General features: G+C 34.5%; 12 protein-coding genes. All 12 read right to left on the minus strand.

Annotation, left to right across the window (positions count from 1 at the left end; translation table 11 throughout):
- Positions 1-174 precede the first annotated feature (174 nt).
- Positions 175-783 carry a TerD family protein gene (locus tag KHA94_RS12090; protein ID WP_213102401.1) on the minus strand — a complete coding sequence of 203 codons (609 nt, stop codon included), beginning with the start codon at positions 781-783 and terminating at the stop codon, positions 175-177.
- A gap of 51 nt (positions 784-834) precedes the next feature.
- The gene (locus tag KHA94_RS12095) at positions 835-1,929 is read right to left on the minus strand and encodes a toxic anion resistance protein (protein WP_420828168.1); all 1,095 of its coding nucleotides are present in this window, start codon (positions 1,927-1,929) and stop codon (positions 835-837) included.
- 13 nt (positions 1,930-1,942) lie between these two features.
- A complete protein-coding gene (locus KHA94_RS12100; RefSeq protein WP_213102403.1) occupies positions 1,943-3,580 on the minus strand; it encodes a YceG family protein in 1,638 nt (545 codons plus the stop codon).
- Between the two features lie 722 nt (positions 3,581-4,302).
- Positions 4,303-5,112, minus strand: a complete 810-nt coding sequence (locus KHA94_RS12105) for an HAD family hydrolase (RefSeq protein ID WP_213102404.1) — start codon at positions 5,110-5,112, stop codon at positions 4,303-4,305.
- The gene (locus tag KHA94_RS12110) at positions 5,106-6,227 is read right to left on the minus strand and encodes a cysteine protease StiP family protein (RefSeq protein WP_213102405.1); all 1,122 of its coding nucleotides are present in this window, start codon (positions 6,225-6,227) and stop codon (positions 5,106-5,108) included. Before KHA94_RS12110 ends, KHA94_RS12105 begins: the two co-directional genes overlap by 7 nt.
- The gene (locus KHA94_RS12115; protein ID WP_249365485.1) at positions 6,220-7,602 is read right to left on the minus strand and encodes a phosphoribosyltransferase family protein; all 1,383 of its coding nucleotides are present in this window, start codon (positions 7,600-7,602) and stop codon (positions 6,220-6,222) included. The genes KHA94_RS12110 and KHA94_RS12115 overlap by 8 nt, the downstream gene beginning before the upstream one ends.
- Entirely contained in the window at positions 7,529-8,740 is a 1,212-nt protein-coding gene (locus tag KHA94_RS12120) for an HpcH/HpaI aldolase/citrate lyase family protein (RefSeq protein ID WP_213102406.1), read from the minus strand. Before KHA94_RS12120 ends, KHA94_RS12115 begins: the two co-directional genes overlap by 74 nt.
- Positions 8,741-8,991: 251 nt before the next feature.
- Positions 8,992-9,759: a TerC family protein gene (locus KHA94_RS12125; RefSeq protein ID WP_213102407.1), complete on the minus strand. Its 768-nt coding sequence runs from the start codon at positions 9,757-9,759 to the stop codon at positions 8,992-8,994.
- Between the two features lie 74 nt (positions 9,760-9,833).
- Complete coding sequence (locus tag KHA94_RS12130; RefSeq protein ID WP_213102408.1) at positions 9,834-10,415, minus strand: TerD family protein; 582 nt, start codon at positions 10,413-10,415, stop codon at positions 9,834-9,836.
- Positions 10,416-10,508: 93 nt separating this feature from the next.
- Complete coding sequence (locus KHA94_RS12135) at positions 10,509-11,114, minus strand: YpjP family protein (RefSeq protein ID WP_213102409.1); 606 nt, start codon at positions 11,112-11,114, stop codon at positions 10,509-10,511.
- Positions 11,115-11,132: 18 nt separating this feature from the next.
- On the minus strand, positions 11,133-12,314 hold the full coding sequence (locus KHA94_RS12140) for an LL-diaminopimelate aminotransferase (protein WP_213103227.1): 1,182 nt from the start codon (positions 12,312-12,314) through the stop codon (positions 11,133-11,135).
- Positions 12,315-12,858: 544 nt separating this feature from the next.
- Positions 12,859-13,632, minus strand: coding sequence for a class I SAM-dependent methyltransferase (locus KHA94_RS12145; RefSeq protein WP_213102410.1), 774 nt, complete (start codon positions 13,630-13,632; stop codon positions 12,859-12,861).
- Positions 13,633-13,691: the final 59 nt, after the last annotated feature.

Below are 13,691 nucleotides of genomic sequence, written 5' to 3' on the forward strand. Positions count from 1 at the left end.
AATCTAAGATGCTTCTAATCTATGTTTTTTACCGAATAGAATTATTTTAGTATGATAGTTTACATAAATTATATCATAAGAGAAAATCTCAAAAAATGATTGCTTATTGGAAAAACTTAGAAATAAGAAAAGAGGCTCTGATATAATTTCAGAGCCTCTTTATTGATTGTTCAATTAACTATATGAACGAACAACATCTGCTAATCCAGGAGCGGTTGTACCAGTTCCAATAGCGGCAAATTTCCAATCTCCACCATGGCGGTAAATTTCTCCTGCAACTAAGCAAGTTTTGCCACTATAATCATCTGTTAAATTGAAATGTATTAATTCCTGGTTAGTTGCTGAATTAACAATACGAATGAAGGCATTTTGTATCATACCGAAGTGCTGTTTTCTTTTCAAAGAATCATAAATATTTACAACGAAAACAAGCTTTTGAATTTGAGATGGTACTCGATTCAAGTCAATTAGGATTTGCTCATCATCTCCGTCACCATCACCAGTTATGTTATCTCCAGTATGCTGTACACTGCCATCATTGCTCTTTAAATTTCCAAAATAGATGACATCACTGTTATTTCTAATTTTTTCGTTTTCTCCAAGCATTAAAACAGAAGCATCACAGTCAACATTTTGGCCTCCACCGCCCCCAAATAATGACCCGAATAATCCACCGCCTTTGCTTTGAACGGGATCCCAGCCAAGTCCAACCAAAATTTTCGATAAACCTGGATTTCCCTTAGTTAAATCAACACTTTGACCCTTTTGTAAATTTATTGCCATTATTTTCACCTCATCAATTTTTATATAAGAATTAAACAGGCAAAATTACCCTTAATTCTTTAATTTAATAAAATTGTCCTGCAGCTGTTCTAATCTTCTTGTACCCTCTTCACGTAAGCGTCTATTATCTTCTTCAATTGCTTTTGTTTCCTGCATTCCTTTAATAATGATATTCCAAGATTCTTCAATCGTTTCGATCTTAATACTAGGTCCTCCTGCAAGTCGAGCAATGTCAGCACTTTGTGAAGAAATATTTTGAGCATTGCGCAGTAGCATCTCATTTGTTCTTCTATCAAGCTCATTCATAGAGTCTGCAACAAGCTTTTGTCTTTTCGCAGCAACCGCTTGAATTAAACCGTTTTTAAAGATAGGGATTGTTGTGACAAAAGCTGAATTGATTTTCCCAATTAGCTTTGTATTCCCTCTTTGTAAAAGTCGAATTTGCGGTGCAGTTTGTAAAGACACCATCTTTGCCATTTCAAGATCGTATACTCTTTGCTCTAATAAATCAATTGCATTTTTTAGTGTATCGAGCTGCATAGAAGCCATTTGATCTCCTGATGCAGTGCGAGCTTCAAGCTGTGGAAGCTGATTTTCCTTTAATTCATCAACCTTCATTTGTCCTGCAACAGCATATTTTTCAAGCGTTAAATAATATTGATAGTTTTGCTCGTACATTTGATCAAGCATTGTTGTAGAGTCGACCATCTCATTTTGATACTTTGATATTTCGACATAGACTTTATCAATTTCCATTCCCATTGTTTGGTATTTTCCAAACAGTTTATCAACTAGCTTCTCCCCTTTTTTGAAGATCTTTCCAAAAAATCCGCTAGATGTCTTTTCAAAATCTTTTTTATCAAACTTATCCATGATCTTACCAAGTTGCTTTAATAGTTCTCCCGAATCTTCTACTTTTGTAGCTCTCATATTGCCTAAAATTTGATCAGAGAAACGGGAAATTTGTGTAGCTGGCTCTTTCCCAAATTCTAGAATTTGAATTTGGTCTCTTTCATCTATAGAACGTGCTAAATTCTGCACTTCCGCATCATTACGAAGTGCTAATTTTATTTCTGATGCTGTTGCTTCAGTAAGCTTTTCATCCTGCGTTTTATTCAAGGTCAGTTCTAGATTGGACTGTTGCATTTGATCCATAGATTTATTCGCCCCTTAAATTTTTGATAATCCCTTTAACCTTTTTAAGTAAAGATGGTTCCTTAAGTTCCTGTTCAAAAACAACATCTTCAAGCCAATGTACATCATATACTCCTTCATCAATGAAGTTTTCTAGATCGTTATGGCCGGATGGATTGTATAAAACAATGTCAATTCCAAATTGATTTAATAATAACAGAAGAGCAGCATCTGTTCTTGTCATAGTTCCATTCAATTCATTATTATAGAGAATTAGCTTTGGCACATCTTGAGAATAGTCAAACTTTTGCATAAATTGCAAGACACTTGCAGGTATTTGCATGCCTTGAGCAAAAAGATAAGATTTTATCTCTTCTATATTTTCATGATGAGCAGGCTTTAAATATGGTTTTGCACAAATATTTCGAATAGCAGTAGCTATGCCATTTTGAAGACCAGTCGGCAAATGCTGATATTTCCAATAATGTGCACTCACCATTTTTTGTGGATCTAATAGTCCATCCTTTCCAAGAGCATTCCGATAATGAAAACGAAAATCATTATTTACAATATTTGTGAAAGGAAATCTCTTGATTAAAAGACTATACTCATTTTCACTAATGAATTGTAAGCGATCCCAATACTCTTTCCGATTTTTACTTACCCCATGGATTTTCGCAAAAATCGAAGGGATTTTTACTTGTCCGTTTTTCACTTCAAAATTTGGACGAATCATAGCCTTTTCTTTGATCAGAATGAAGAGCTCATCATAGGTTGTTTTAAGTGTGACTGATATTGGTGTATAGTCCCGAAGCTGCCATGGCTTATAAAGACCGGAACCTTCTTGGTTTAATATAGACTCTATTTCTCTTGATGCCTTGTATGCAACCGTTGCCGATCTTCTTCTCTTTTCTATTGGAAAGGATTCAGCCTGTTTCCGCTCAGGATAGCTGTAAACAAATACACCTATCTGATTTCCTCCAATACTTGAGAGCATATCGTCGCCTGATGGCGAAAAATAAATAATATCGCAGCCAAGTTCTATTAAAAAATATAGGAAATATTCCTGGCTTTTGTTAGAATCTCCATACCATAAAAATTTTGGCATAGACTGCTCTGGATTAACCATATTCCAATTATCACCAATATGGTTAAATGACCATTTCACTATATCCACAAGAATTCTTCGTAGCTCATTACTTTTTAACCCTTCTACCTCATTAGATGAAAATTGCTGCAGCATAGAGATCATTGCTTCCCTAACCTTTCTATGCATGGAGGGGTTCTTTGATTTTAACAGAAGCTGTTCTCCATCTAGAAATGCAACAAAACGGTTAATGGATAATGTCTGCTCTCGATTAATATTTAGCACCTTTTGAATACCTTGAAAATGGTGGTTATCAATTTTTTTGTCCAGTGAATCATCACTAATCAAAATAAGTCCTGTCTGTTCAGTATGAATCAAATCATATAAGCGGTTATAATACTCGTCCTCATCTAGAGATATACCTAAGAAACAAGCAATAACCTGAGAGATATGAATTGAATCTTGTTCAATAATAAATTGCGGTCGTTCCTTCATTGGCTTTTGCAATGTACTAAGCCAGTTTTCATATGTAATGGGCAAAATTTGTGTTTTTATTTGGCTATAAGAGTGATTCATTATATAATCCCTTCCCCTCTGCGAGCGAAAGATGGTAATTAGAGCATAAGTGCCTAGAAACAAATCAAATAACAAATTGTTACTGCGAAGACTTTTCGATTGAGTTTTTATTTTTGTTCCATCTCGATAAACCATAAGACGATCTTATGAATACGAGGTGGCAGACGCTAAAGCTAATCATAGATAAACATTCCGTGAAGTTATCCACAAGAAGCAACTTAATCATTTCCTATACGAGGAAAAAAAGCGAATAATAGTCTCCTCAAGCAGAAAAAAAATTTTTTATGTAAAGTTATTACCATCATACCATAAATGAAGTAGTTTTCTAAAACGATTCCTTCAACATTACGAAATAATTATGAAAAAAGATTCATGAATATTTGAAATTATATTGTAGGTTCTTAAATTTTATCTATATTTTCACTATTCACCTTTATTCTTGTCCTTGCATAAGTTTAAGTATTCTTTATAAAAAGGTGAGATACTATGAGATTGCTTTTTAGAAAATCAAAATATCAATTAAATGATTCGGACTTAGAGACAGTAGAGGAAGTATTAAGGTCAGGATATTTTGTATTCATTGATTTATTTTTTTGGTCTCTCTTCATTACTTTAATAACCATCTCACACCATTTTTCAATTTTGTGGGGAATCCTTATTTTCATTAGCTCATATTTCTTTGGTGGAGGATTGTTTTTCTGTTTGAGAAAATGGCTGGGAGATTAGCTGGAAAAAATCCTATTTTTTGTAATTTTTGTTATTTCTGTAAGGATTTCCTCTCCAGCCTTTACTCCCCACTTTTTTGTATATATATAATGCTTGTTAAAGCGATCGTTTTTAGCTAATTCTCCATGTGAAGGAACAAATGAATAATCACATTGCCTTAAAAAATCATTATCAAGCAGTGAGTCTCCCGCTCCAAAGGCAGTATTTATGCCTTCTCTCACTTTGATAAACTTTACTGCTTCTCCCTTACAAATAGGTATTGGCATGAAATACAGCTTTCTCCCTTGTATCGATACCCTCCATCCATAATTGGATGCCATTTTCTTTATACTTTTTACCGTATCCAAGTCTAGCCCTTCATCAAGAAGGTAGTAAAAGAATAGATTATCAGCTTTTTTTATATGTCCTTGTATATTGTAGTTCATTATTGCTGCAGTCATTTCTGTAAGACTAGCACACTCGATTTCTAGACGTTTTCGGACATGTTGATTCCATTCCAGAAGAGGTTCACCATTATGAAAAATATTCGCGCCGTTTGAAGTTACAGCATATGCTAATGGAATCGTTTCTGTGAAAATATGAATTCGATTAAATTGAACAAAAGTTCTTGTCGTTACTGGTACAAACAACATTTTTTTAGTAATTTCAAGTAAAGATTCATAGGATTTTTTCGACATAAAAGCAACATCCCGATCGTCTTTCCTTTCAACACCAATTAAATCATCCTTTTCAATTTGTTTAAATTCTATTAATGCCCTTTCTGAATAAATGAGTGTGCGGTCTAGATCTGAAGCAAACATTAGCATTGATTTTTTCCAACCTTTTTAATTAGTCCACAACAAGTATAGCTCATATTTGGATAATGGATAATTTCAACATTTCGTTCCTTCGCAAGCATTATAATATGTCTGACATATGGGCTTTCAGGATCTTTCATAAGAATTCTCCAAGGCACTCTCCTTAGTAACACTCTTGTCGTTTCTCCTACACCTGGCTTAATATAATGAGTCGTTTCAATATTAAATTCAGCTTGAATATTTAGCACTTCCTGCATTCCTTTGAAGGTTGCCTCTTCATGAAGATTGATTTTCGAAAATGCCTCTTTTGATGCTTCATTTATGATAAATGGAAATTCCTTCGTGATGATATCTAAGAATTCATTAGATACATCTGCACTTTTTAATTCTTTATAATATTTAGCACCATGAAAATCATCCGGTCCAATTAGTTCTTTATTTAAAACAGTCCTACTTACTAAGCCAGATACGGTTGAATTTAAGCAAGCACTCGGAATTATAAAGTCCTCCCTCGTCCCGTATAAACTCGTACAATGCCCAGGATCTGCTAGTACAGCAAGTGTATCATCAAGCATTATTCCATACCTCTCATGAAAACGATGACAAGCTTTTGTTAATTCAATTGAAATAGCTCCTTTACCAGTCCAACCATCTACGAACTGAATCTTTTTACCAGGATGTTGCTTCAATATATAATGGATTGCATTTTCATCCAGTCCTTTGTCTCGGATAATGGATACACTATAATGCGGTAAATCCACATGGTAACGTGTTGTTATATAGCGTTTGATTAAAATCCCAACCGGTGTTCCTGCTCGAGCTAATGATACAAGTACAGCATCTTCGCCCTTATTTTGAAAAATTTGTTCGGATACAATTCCAGTACATAAAGCCACTTTTTGCTTATATTCTTTTAGAGTTTCTTGGAATAATTGCATATATTGGTCTGGTGGCAGATATTCTATTGGCAATGATTCACTATAATGCTGGCCAGACTGAATTTGCTTTTCTCGATTATCAATCGTACCCTCTAATTGAAAATTACTTAAATCCTTTAAGAGAAATATGACATCCCTCTTCGCATATGATCCGAAAATTTCCATTTCATCTATACAATCATTCATCTACTAAGCCTCCATTAAAGAATACTATTTTGATATCTTTAATGAATGATCTCTTCAATTCGTTAAGTAATGGACTAAGGTCTTGTTCAGTAACTACTCTTTCAAAGAAAATAAATAGGTCATCATATCTATACGGAGGAATATTATAAACGTATTGATCAATTTCCCAATCATCTGGATTGGGAAAAGAAAGACCATATCTTGCTCCGTAATGATCATGATTGTCGACATAAATTGGACTTCTTGTAGTCGACTGATAACAAACCCCACTACCCATATAAGAAGAGATCTTCATAGGAATATACATGAATTCACCTGTTCCGAGACAGAGAGTGTTCCTTCCATTTCTCAAATCTGCTAAATAAGCACCCATTTTCTTAGTTGACTGGTTCAATTTAGAGTTGGATATTGAATTTATCCCAAATCTACCAGTCTCTTTTAAGTATGGGACATGTCTTACTTTACCTTCCCATGATTTTGACGAAAAGTTCATTAGTGTTAATTGCTCTGGGAAAACTTCATCAATAAAAATCGTAGAAATAGTTTGGGAGGCTTGAGGAACTACCGTTGGAGCAGCCTGATATTTAATATTAGGAGAACCCGATGCGTTCATCCTCCCTTTTAGGAGATTAACTGATTGTATTGTTATCCCAAGCTCCCTTTCAAGATCTTTAAACTCTTCAAGATTTTCCTCGGAACGCCAATCTAGTATAGAAACTACCGTATACATATCTCTCGGAAATCTCTTCTGAATTGAACGAATAATATTGATTGTCGTTTTTCCTGTCGTCATTTCATCATCTACTAGAATTACCTCTCTATTATTATTTAGGAGAGCTTCATCTACATAGCACCGGTGTGAAGTAGCATGGGAATGTTCTTCCTCAAATGTAATAACAGGCTCAAGTCCTACAATCTGTTCTCTTGTTGTATGAAAGTAATCAGCATTATGAAAACTTTGATAAAAAGCGTGTCCAAGAGCAGTAGCTGTTTCTGCAAATCCGATAATAACTGGGTTGATCTGTTTATTTATGAACGGTTCTTCACAGTAGGAGTCTTCTATTTCGTTCATGAACGCGGAGACCATTTCATTCCTTAGACTAGAATGCTCGCCTTTAACAATTTCTAAATATCGGTTTGCCAACAGCGCTCCAATCAAAATACCCGTTTTCGGGTCAATCGGAATGTGTTTACCTAATATTTTACTTACAAATAAAAATGATCTTTTCTTATTAATTCTTGCCGCCATCTCAAATAATTGATCTATTGGCAAATTATAGGGATTTTCTAATATTTCTATATCAACCCTTAATTGGTTGAGGATTGGAAGCATATACTTCGTTGGTGAGCAAGTCGATGTATGTATAGTCTTCATTTAGCACCCCGTATATTTTTGATTTTAATAGAATCTTTTTTGCCCAATAGTAATGAGGTTTAATTTCATTCATCTTATTAGAGAAACTACTTTTCATTACACCAATTGTTCCATTCGCTTGATCAACGATACTTTTGGCATCTAAATATTCTTCATATGTCACTGTGTTTAAAGCCTGTACAGGTCTGATATGAGTCGGATGAATAATAGTTTTCCCAGTCAAACCGTTAGTTTTATCCATTACAATTTCCCTAATTAATCCGTCCATATGTTTATCAATTAATTTTGATCGATAATGAATGCCATCCTGACCGTAACGTTCACGAAAAGGTGTTTGCCTTAATTGTGGCTTTAACATTCTTTCCTTTGAAAAGAAATATTCCCAAACAGGACCAGAGATAACATACGGGTGATCAGAACGTAGAAATATGTTGACGATATCTGAAATACAATCACGGATAACCGCAATATCATAAACGGTAGTATCAGAATTTCTTCGAATTCCATATAAACCACAAAAATCAGTTGCACCAATTCGAATATTCAATATGAAGTCTTCAAATTGATCAACAAGTTTTTTTATCGCTAAAAGCTCATCAAGTCTTGTTTCCTTTTCTATAACTTTTTTCGTTTCTAATATTGGTAAAGCATAGAGTTTATACCCTTCAAGATTAAGCGCTTTTATTTCCTGTAATACTAACCTTCCCTTTTCTGAAGAAAACTTAGGAATAACGATTCCAGTTAAAAGCTCTAATCCGTTATCAATTCGGTTTTTTAATCGCACTAACTGGTCATAGTCCCTTATACGAATAAATAGTAGGGGAAGATCGTTCTCATTTAAAAGACCTTTTTCCATGTCTTCTTTTATGTTATACAGTTCAGCTGCAAGTAGTGATTCAGCCCTCTCTACTTCTTCATCTCCGATTGCATCTTCTAAGCAAATCACCATTGATGTCAGCCCAGAATGTTTTTTTGAAAGTAAATCCTGATGAATATTAGGTCTAGTGGCAGGCATATATAGTGTTGCTCCAAGAGCATACGATAAGATTTCTTTACTGGAATTCTTCGAAAATTCCGTTGGCTTTTTGTAGAAAATCTCATCATGCTCTACATCATGAAGATCTGCAAATAATTTCATACATTACACCGTTCCTTAATCATTTATAATTGGAAATAGATAATAGGATAGATAAACTTAACATCCGCCAAATCCTTTCGACGAATGCCTTAATTTTACCTATGCAATCTTTTTAGCAGGTTTTCATCGAAAACTTTACACCCATTTAAGTAAATGGTAAAAAACACTTATACATCCAATTATCTAAAAAGAAAGGGAGCGGACAAATGTCTGTTCCCTTGGTAAAAAATCATTTAATTTGATCGTTCTCTTTATTCACCAGCAGCTTCTTTCTTCTTATTCATAAAGTGAACAACGAAAGTTGCTGCAAAAGTAACAAGTAATATGATGAAGAAATAAATAGGTTCGATTTCGATTCCGATTACACCTAATAGCATTTTAACAGCGATGATTAGAATAAGAATATACGCAGAAGTTTCAAGCTCAGGAACTCTATCGATTAGCTTTAAGAAAACACCGGCAACTCCACGCATCATCAAGACGCCTATCATTCCTCCCAATAACAAGACCCAAACTTCCTCACTGATACCAAAGGCTGCTAATACACTATCAACGGAAAATGCAATATCCATAAGCTCTACAGCTGCTATAGTTCCCCAGAAAGTACCGAAAAGGCGAATTAATAAGCCACCTTTATTAATTCCTTCAGCTTCTTCTTCCTCAGCATCAGCTTCCTTTTTCTTATCCATGAAATATTTAATTGAAAGCCATGCTAGGTAACCAGCACCTAAAACCTTAACCCACCATAATTTAATTAAATATACTCCGACACCAATCGCAATAAAACGGAATATATATGCTCCAAGCAAACCGTAGAACAGTGCTTTCTTGCGCTGTTTTTCTGGCAAATGTTTAACCATAACTGCAAGGACCAGGGCATTATCCGCTGATAAAAGTCCTTCCATTATTACAAGTGTCCCAATTAATCCCCAGCTTACTGGATCTGTTAAAACTGTTACCCACATATCCCAATCAAAAAATTGGGCATAGGTATTTATAATACCTTCAATAATAGTCATTCGTGTATGTTCCTCCTGAAAATACGTGTCTTTTATTATGTGCTTGAAACAAAAAGTCAAACGACTTTATTCTATTATCCAACCTGCAACCCAAAATCTTTTGCTAATGCAGCTAAACCGCCTTGATATCCACTACCATTGGCACTAAATTTCCATTCTCCATTGTGTCTATAGAGTTCACCAACAACAAGTGCGGTTTCAATTGAGAAGTCTTCTCCTAAATCATAGCGAATAAGCTCCTCACCAGTATCTTCACTTATAATGCGGGCATAGGCATTTGAAACTTGGCCAAAGTTTTGATTACGTGCTTCACCTTCGTGAATAGTTATTGTGAAAGTAATTCGCTGAATATTAGAAGGAACATTCGCTAAGTTAATTTTTACTTGCTCGTCATCTCCTTCTCCTTCACCTGTACGGTTGTCTCCTGTATGTACCACGGAACCATTTCCGCCATTTGTGTTGTTATAGAAAACGAAGTCAATATCTGATGTAACTTTTCCATTATCCCCGAGTAGGAAAACAGAAGAATCTAAATCAAAATCATGTCCACCATCATATTTATTAACATCCCAGCCTAATCCTACTATTACTTTAGATAAACCAGGATTAGTTTTTGTTAAATCTACTTTTTGACCTTTTGATAAACTGATTGCCATATTCTTTAGCCTCCATTTAATAGATTACTTATTATCTACGATGTTTCTTGAAAAAGGTTTCACGATTATCTAAAAAAATTTCTTCTGTTTCAATTAACTCATCCACTTTGGCGGAGTATTTTTATCCCAATAAATCGTGCCGAGCTCGTGGTGTGCCTGAAATTGATCATGGTGAGTATGATAATGGAAATTAAACCAATAACCTTGCTGTGGTGGATGATCTCTTCTTACATGAAAACGAATGATATCCTCGTTTGTTAATTCATTTGTGATATGAAATATTTTTTCTGAATTTCCTCCTTTTGGACTTTCAGAAACAGTTAAATAAGCTAATTGATCTTCAGGATGCTGTGAAGCAACCATTTGGATCGCCTTTTCAATATTTGGGAAAATCACCTCTGAAAACTCATTTTCAATAACAGGTTTTATTTTAGACCCAAACTTTGTAAATGATTGTATTTCTGCTTCATACAACATTTGTTTAATAAAATCATCTTTACTAGTATATCCATCATCTTCAGAAATTGAAGATAAATTCTTTATTTCTGCCTTATTATCTGTAGGGGTTTCTATAATATCCCTTTTTGAGGACTTCTCTGCATTTGAATGATCATATAGAAAAGCTTGTGAAGGTGTAACTAAACCAAATGTCAAAATGGAAACCATAACGACAAATGATTGTCGAAGCCATTTTGGCATGTAACATCCCTCCTTCTACTACTTTTTAACTATTGACTTTAATATCCCTGACTTCTCTATATTGAAGATTGCTTTTTTCAATTTTTCCTCAGACTGGACGAGTGCAATTCGGACAAAGCCTTCTCCCCAAGACCCGAATGCATTTCCAGGTGTAACAACCACATTCGCTTTCTTAATTAATTCAATCGCAAAACTTTTCGAGGAAAATCCTTGAGGAATTTCTGCCCATATAAACATAGAGGCCTTAGGCAAGCTCACCTGCCAGCCAATTTCTTGCAGCCCTTCTACAAGAACATCCCTTCTGCTCTTATAAATAGCACGCAAGTCATTTAAAAAATCAGATTCCTTTGTTAATGCCTTAGCGGCTGCTGTTTGTATTGGAAAAAATACTCCATAATCAATATTCGTTTTGAATTTTGAGAGCATCGAAATGATAGTAGGATTTCCTGCAGCATAAGCTATTCGACATCCGGCCATGTTAAAGCTTTTTGATAAGGAATTCATTTCGATTCCAACTTCCATGGCTCCTTCAATAGATAAAAAGCTGATGGGTCTTTCTTCGTAGTACAGCTCAGAATAGGCAAAATCATGTAAAATAACAATATTATTTTTTCTCGCAAACTCTATTGCTTCTTCAAAAAATGCTTTCGTTCCCATTGCAGGAACAGGATTACCAGGAAAATTTAATATCATTAATTTTGCCTTTTTAGAAATTTCCTCTGGGATTTCTGAAAAATCAGGAAGAAATTGTTTCTCTGATTTTAATGGCAATGGAAATAAACAAGCTCCAGCCATATGTATACCGGTTTCATACGCCGTATATCCTGGATCCGGAACTAGCACATAATCCCCAGGATTACACAGTACCATTGGTAAATGAACTAATCCATCCTGAGACCCCATTAAAAGTAATATTTCTTCTGCCTGGTTGAGCTTTACCCCAAAGCTTCGAGCATAATAGGAACTAACTGCTTGATGAAATTCATCAGTTCCTTTTAATGAATAGCCGTATAAATTAGGGTTTAGCGATAATTCAGAAATCGTTTCAGCTACTATTGCAGGTGGAGGTGTATCAGGACTTCCAACACTTAAATCGACTACTTCTTCACCTGCAGAAAGCTTTAGTTTTTTATAATAGGATAACTCAGAGAATATACTCTCCTGAAAAGAATTCATTCTGTCTGCCATAGATATCTTCATCATACTTCCCTCACTATATACGCTATCAATGCTATTATTCTATTATACTTTCTATTACGGAAAAATGGAAAAATGGTTTCGTTTTTTTTTATAAAAATAAATAGATAATAAAAAAGACCTATTTTTTAATTCACTATTTTCAGTTGTTTGAATAGATCTTTTAATTTTTGAGAATAGTAAGATAAAATATCCATATATCTTAATAAAGATCATTTGAAAGGGGTAATATTGGTGGATTGGAATGTTGTCTTTGTAATTATTTCCTTTATTATGCTTGGCTATTTTGTATATCTTTCCATTGCTGATTAAAAGAAAAGACTTGCTAAACTATAATTTTATTTTTATTAGAAAAACTTGGCGTTCGCCAAGTCCTTTTTGGCGAATGTCTTAGTTTTTCTTATGCGATCTTACTTAGCAGATATTTACTTGAAAACACACTTTACTTTAGTACGTTAATAAACTTAAACTTTCCTATTAGCTAACATAACCCAAAGCAAAGAAGAATATTGGTACAAATACCCTTTTTTTTCCGCTTTGGGTCATATTATTTCTTAATAACACCGAAATGAAACTTAGCTGTTTTCCGTATCATCACTTCAAAATTATACATTCCAAATCTTGAACTCCGGTAATAGTCTTTTAAAACTACACGTTCCTTTGCGACTCTTAGTGCCTCTTCTATTAATTCATGAGTTATGTCCTCATAAACAGCAAATCGGCTCAATGCCTTTATACCATCAGATTCAAGAATTTGTTCTTCAAACATCGGGTCAAAATAAACACAATCAAAGCATTTATCAGGAAGATCCTTTAAATAGGATAAAGAGAGTCCATTTATTACTCTTATTCTTCCCATCGCCTCGTTCATGGCCGGGATTCCGGAATCCCATGATACTAGACCCTTTTCTACCATATAGGAAATAAAAGGATTTCCTTCAACCCCTGTTACATTCCCCTCTTTTCCTACGACGAAGCTTGCTACAATACTATCTGATGCAAGTCCCAATGTACAATCAAGCAGAGTTTTTCCTGATTGAAGACATGAGGCTTCAATAAATGGATCATGTTCGTCTTTAGAAATTCGTTTTATACGGAACATAGCGGAGTTCGGATGAAAAAAGAACGGATTCTTCTCAAGATAAGGATATAGTTCAAGCCTTTCTTTCCCTACGACTATACAATCATCCTCTTCTAGTTCTTGAATATTTTCAATTGCTCGCTTTCTTCTTTCGATAAAACGGCTATTTAATTCCTTCGAGATTTTGATTGCTTGAGCAGTCATTGTTTCATTTGTTCTACCTGCTGTTGTAATGATCATTTCGTTCACCTGTAATTTATTATTTATATAAAGAAAAGGACATCATACGATATCCTTCT

This window comes from Cytobacillus citreus (assembly GCF_018343665.1).
Lineage (GTDB): Bacteria > Bacillota > Bacilli > Bacillales > Cytobacillaceae > Cytobacillus > Cytobacillus citreus.

What these genes read in the sequence shown, in the direction of transcription:
- KHA94_RS12090 (WP_213102401.1), bottom strand. Translation starts at nt 783, where the DNA reads ATGGCAATAAATTTACAAAAGGGTCAAAGTGTTGATTTAACTAAGGGA.
- KHA94_RS12095 (WP_420828168.1), bottom strand. Translation starts at nt 1,929, where the DNA reads ATGCAACAGTCCAATCTAGAACTGACCTTGAATAAAACGCAGGATGAA.
- KHA94_RS12100 (WP_213102403.1), bottom strand. Translation starts at nt 3,580, where the DNA reads ATGAATCACTCTTATAGCCAAATAAAAACACAAATTTTGCCCATTACA.
- KHA94_RS12105 (WP_213102404.1), bottom strand. Translation starts at nt 5,112, where the DNA reads ATGCTAATGTTTGCTTCAGATCTAGACCGCACACTCATTTATTCAGAA.
- KHA94_RS12110 (WP_213102405.1), bottom strand. Translation starts at nt 6,227, where the DNA reads ATGAATGATTGTATAGATGAAATGGAAATTTTCGGATCATATGCGAAG.
- KHA94_RS12115 (WP_249365485.1), bottom strand. Translation starts at nt 7,602, where the DNA reads ATGAAGACTATACATACATCGACTTGCTCACCAACGAAGTATATGCTT.
- KHA94_RS12120 (WP_213102406.1), bottom strand. Translation starts at nt 8,740, where the DNA reads ATGAAATTATTTGCAGATCTTCATGATGTAGAGCATGATGAGATTTTC.
- KHA94_RS12125 (WP_213102407.1), bottom strand. Translation starts at nt 9,759, where the DNA reads ATGACTATTATTGAAGGTATTATAAATACCTATGCCCAATTTTTTGAT.
- KHA94_RS12130 (WP_213102408.1), bottom strand. Translation starts at nt 10,415, where the DNA reads ATGGCAATCAGTTTATCAAAAGGTCAAAAAGTAGATTTAACAAAAACT.
- KHA94_RS12135 (WP_213102409.1), bottom strand. Translation starts at nt 11,114, where the DNA reads ATGCCAAAATGGCTTCGACAATCATTTGTCGTTATGGTTTCCATTTTG.
- KHA94_RS12140 (WP_213103227.1), bottom strand. Translation starts at nt 12,314, where the DNA reads ATGAAGATATCTATGGCAGACAGAATGAATTCTTTTCAGGAGAGTATA.
- KHA94_RS12145 (WP_213102410.1), bottom strand. Translation starts at nt 13,632, where the DNA reads ATGATCATTACAACAGCAGGTAGAACAAATGAAACAATGACTGCTCAA.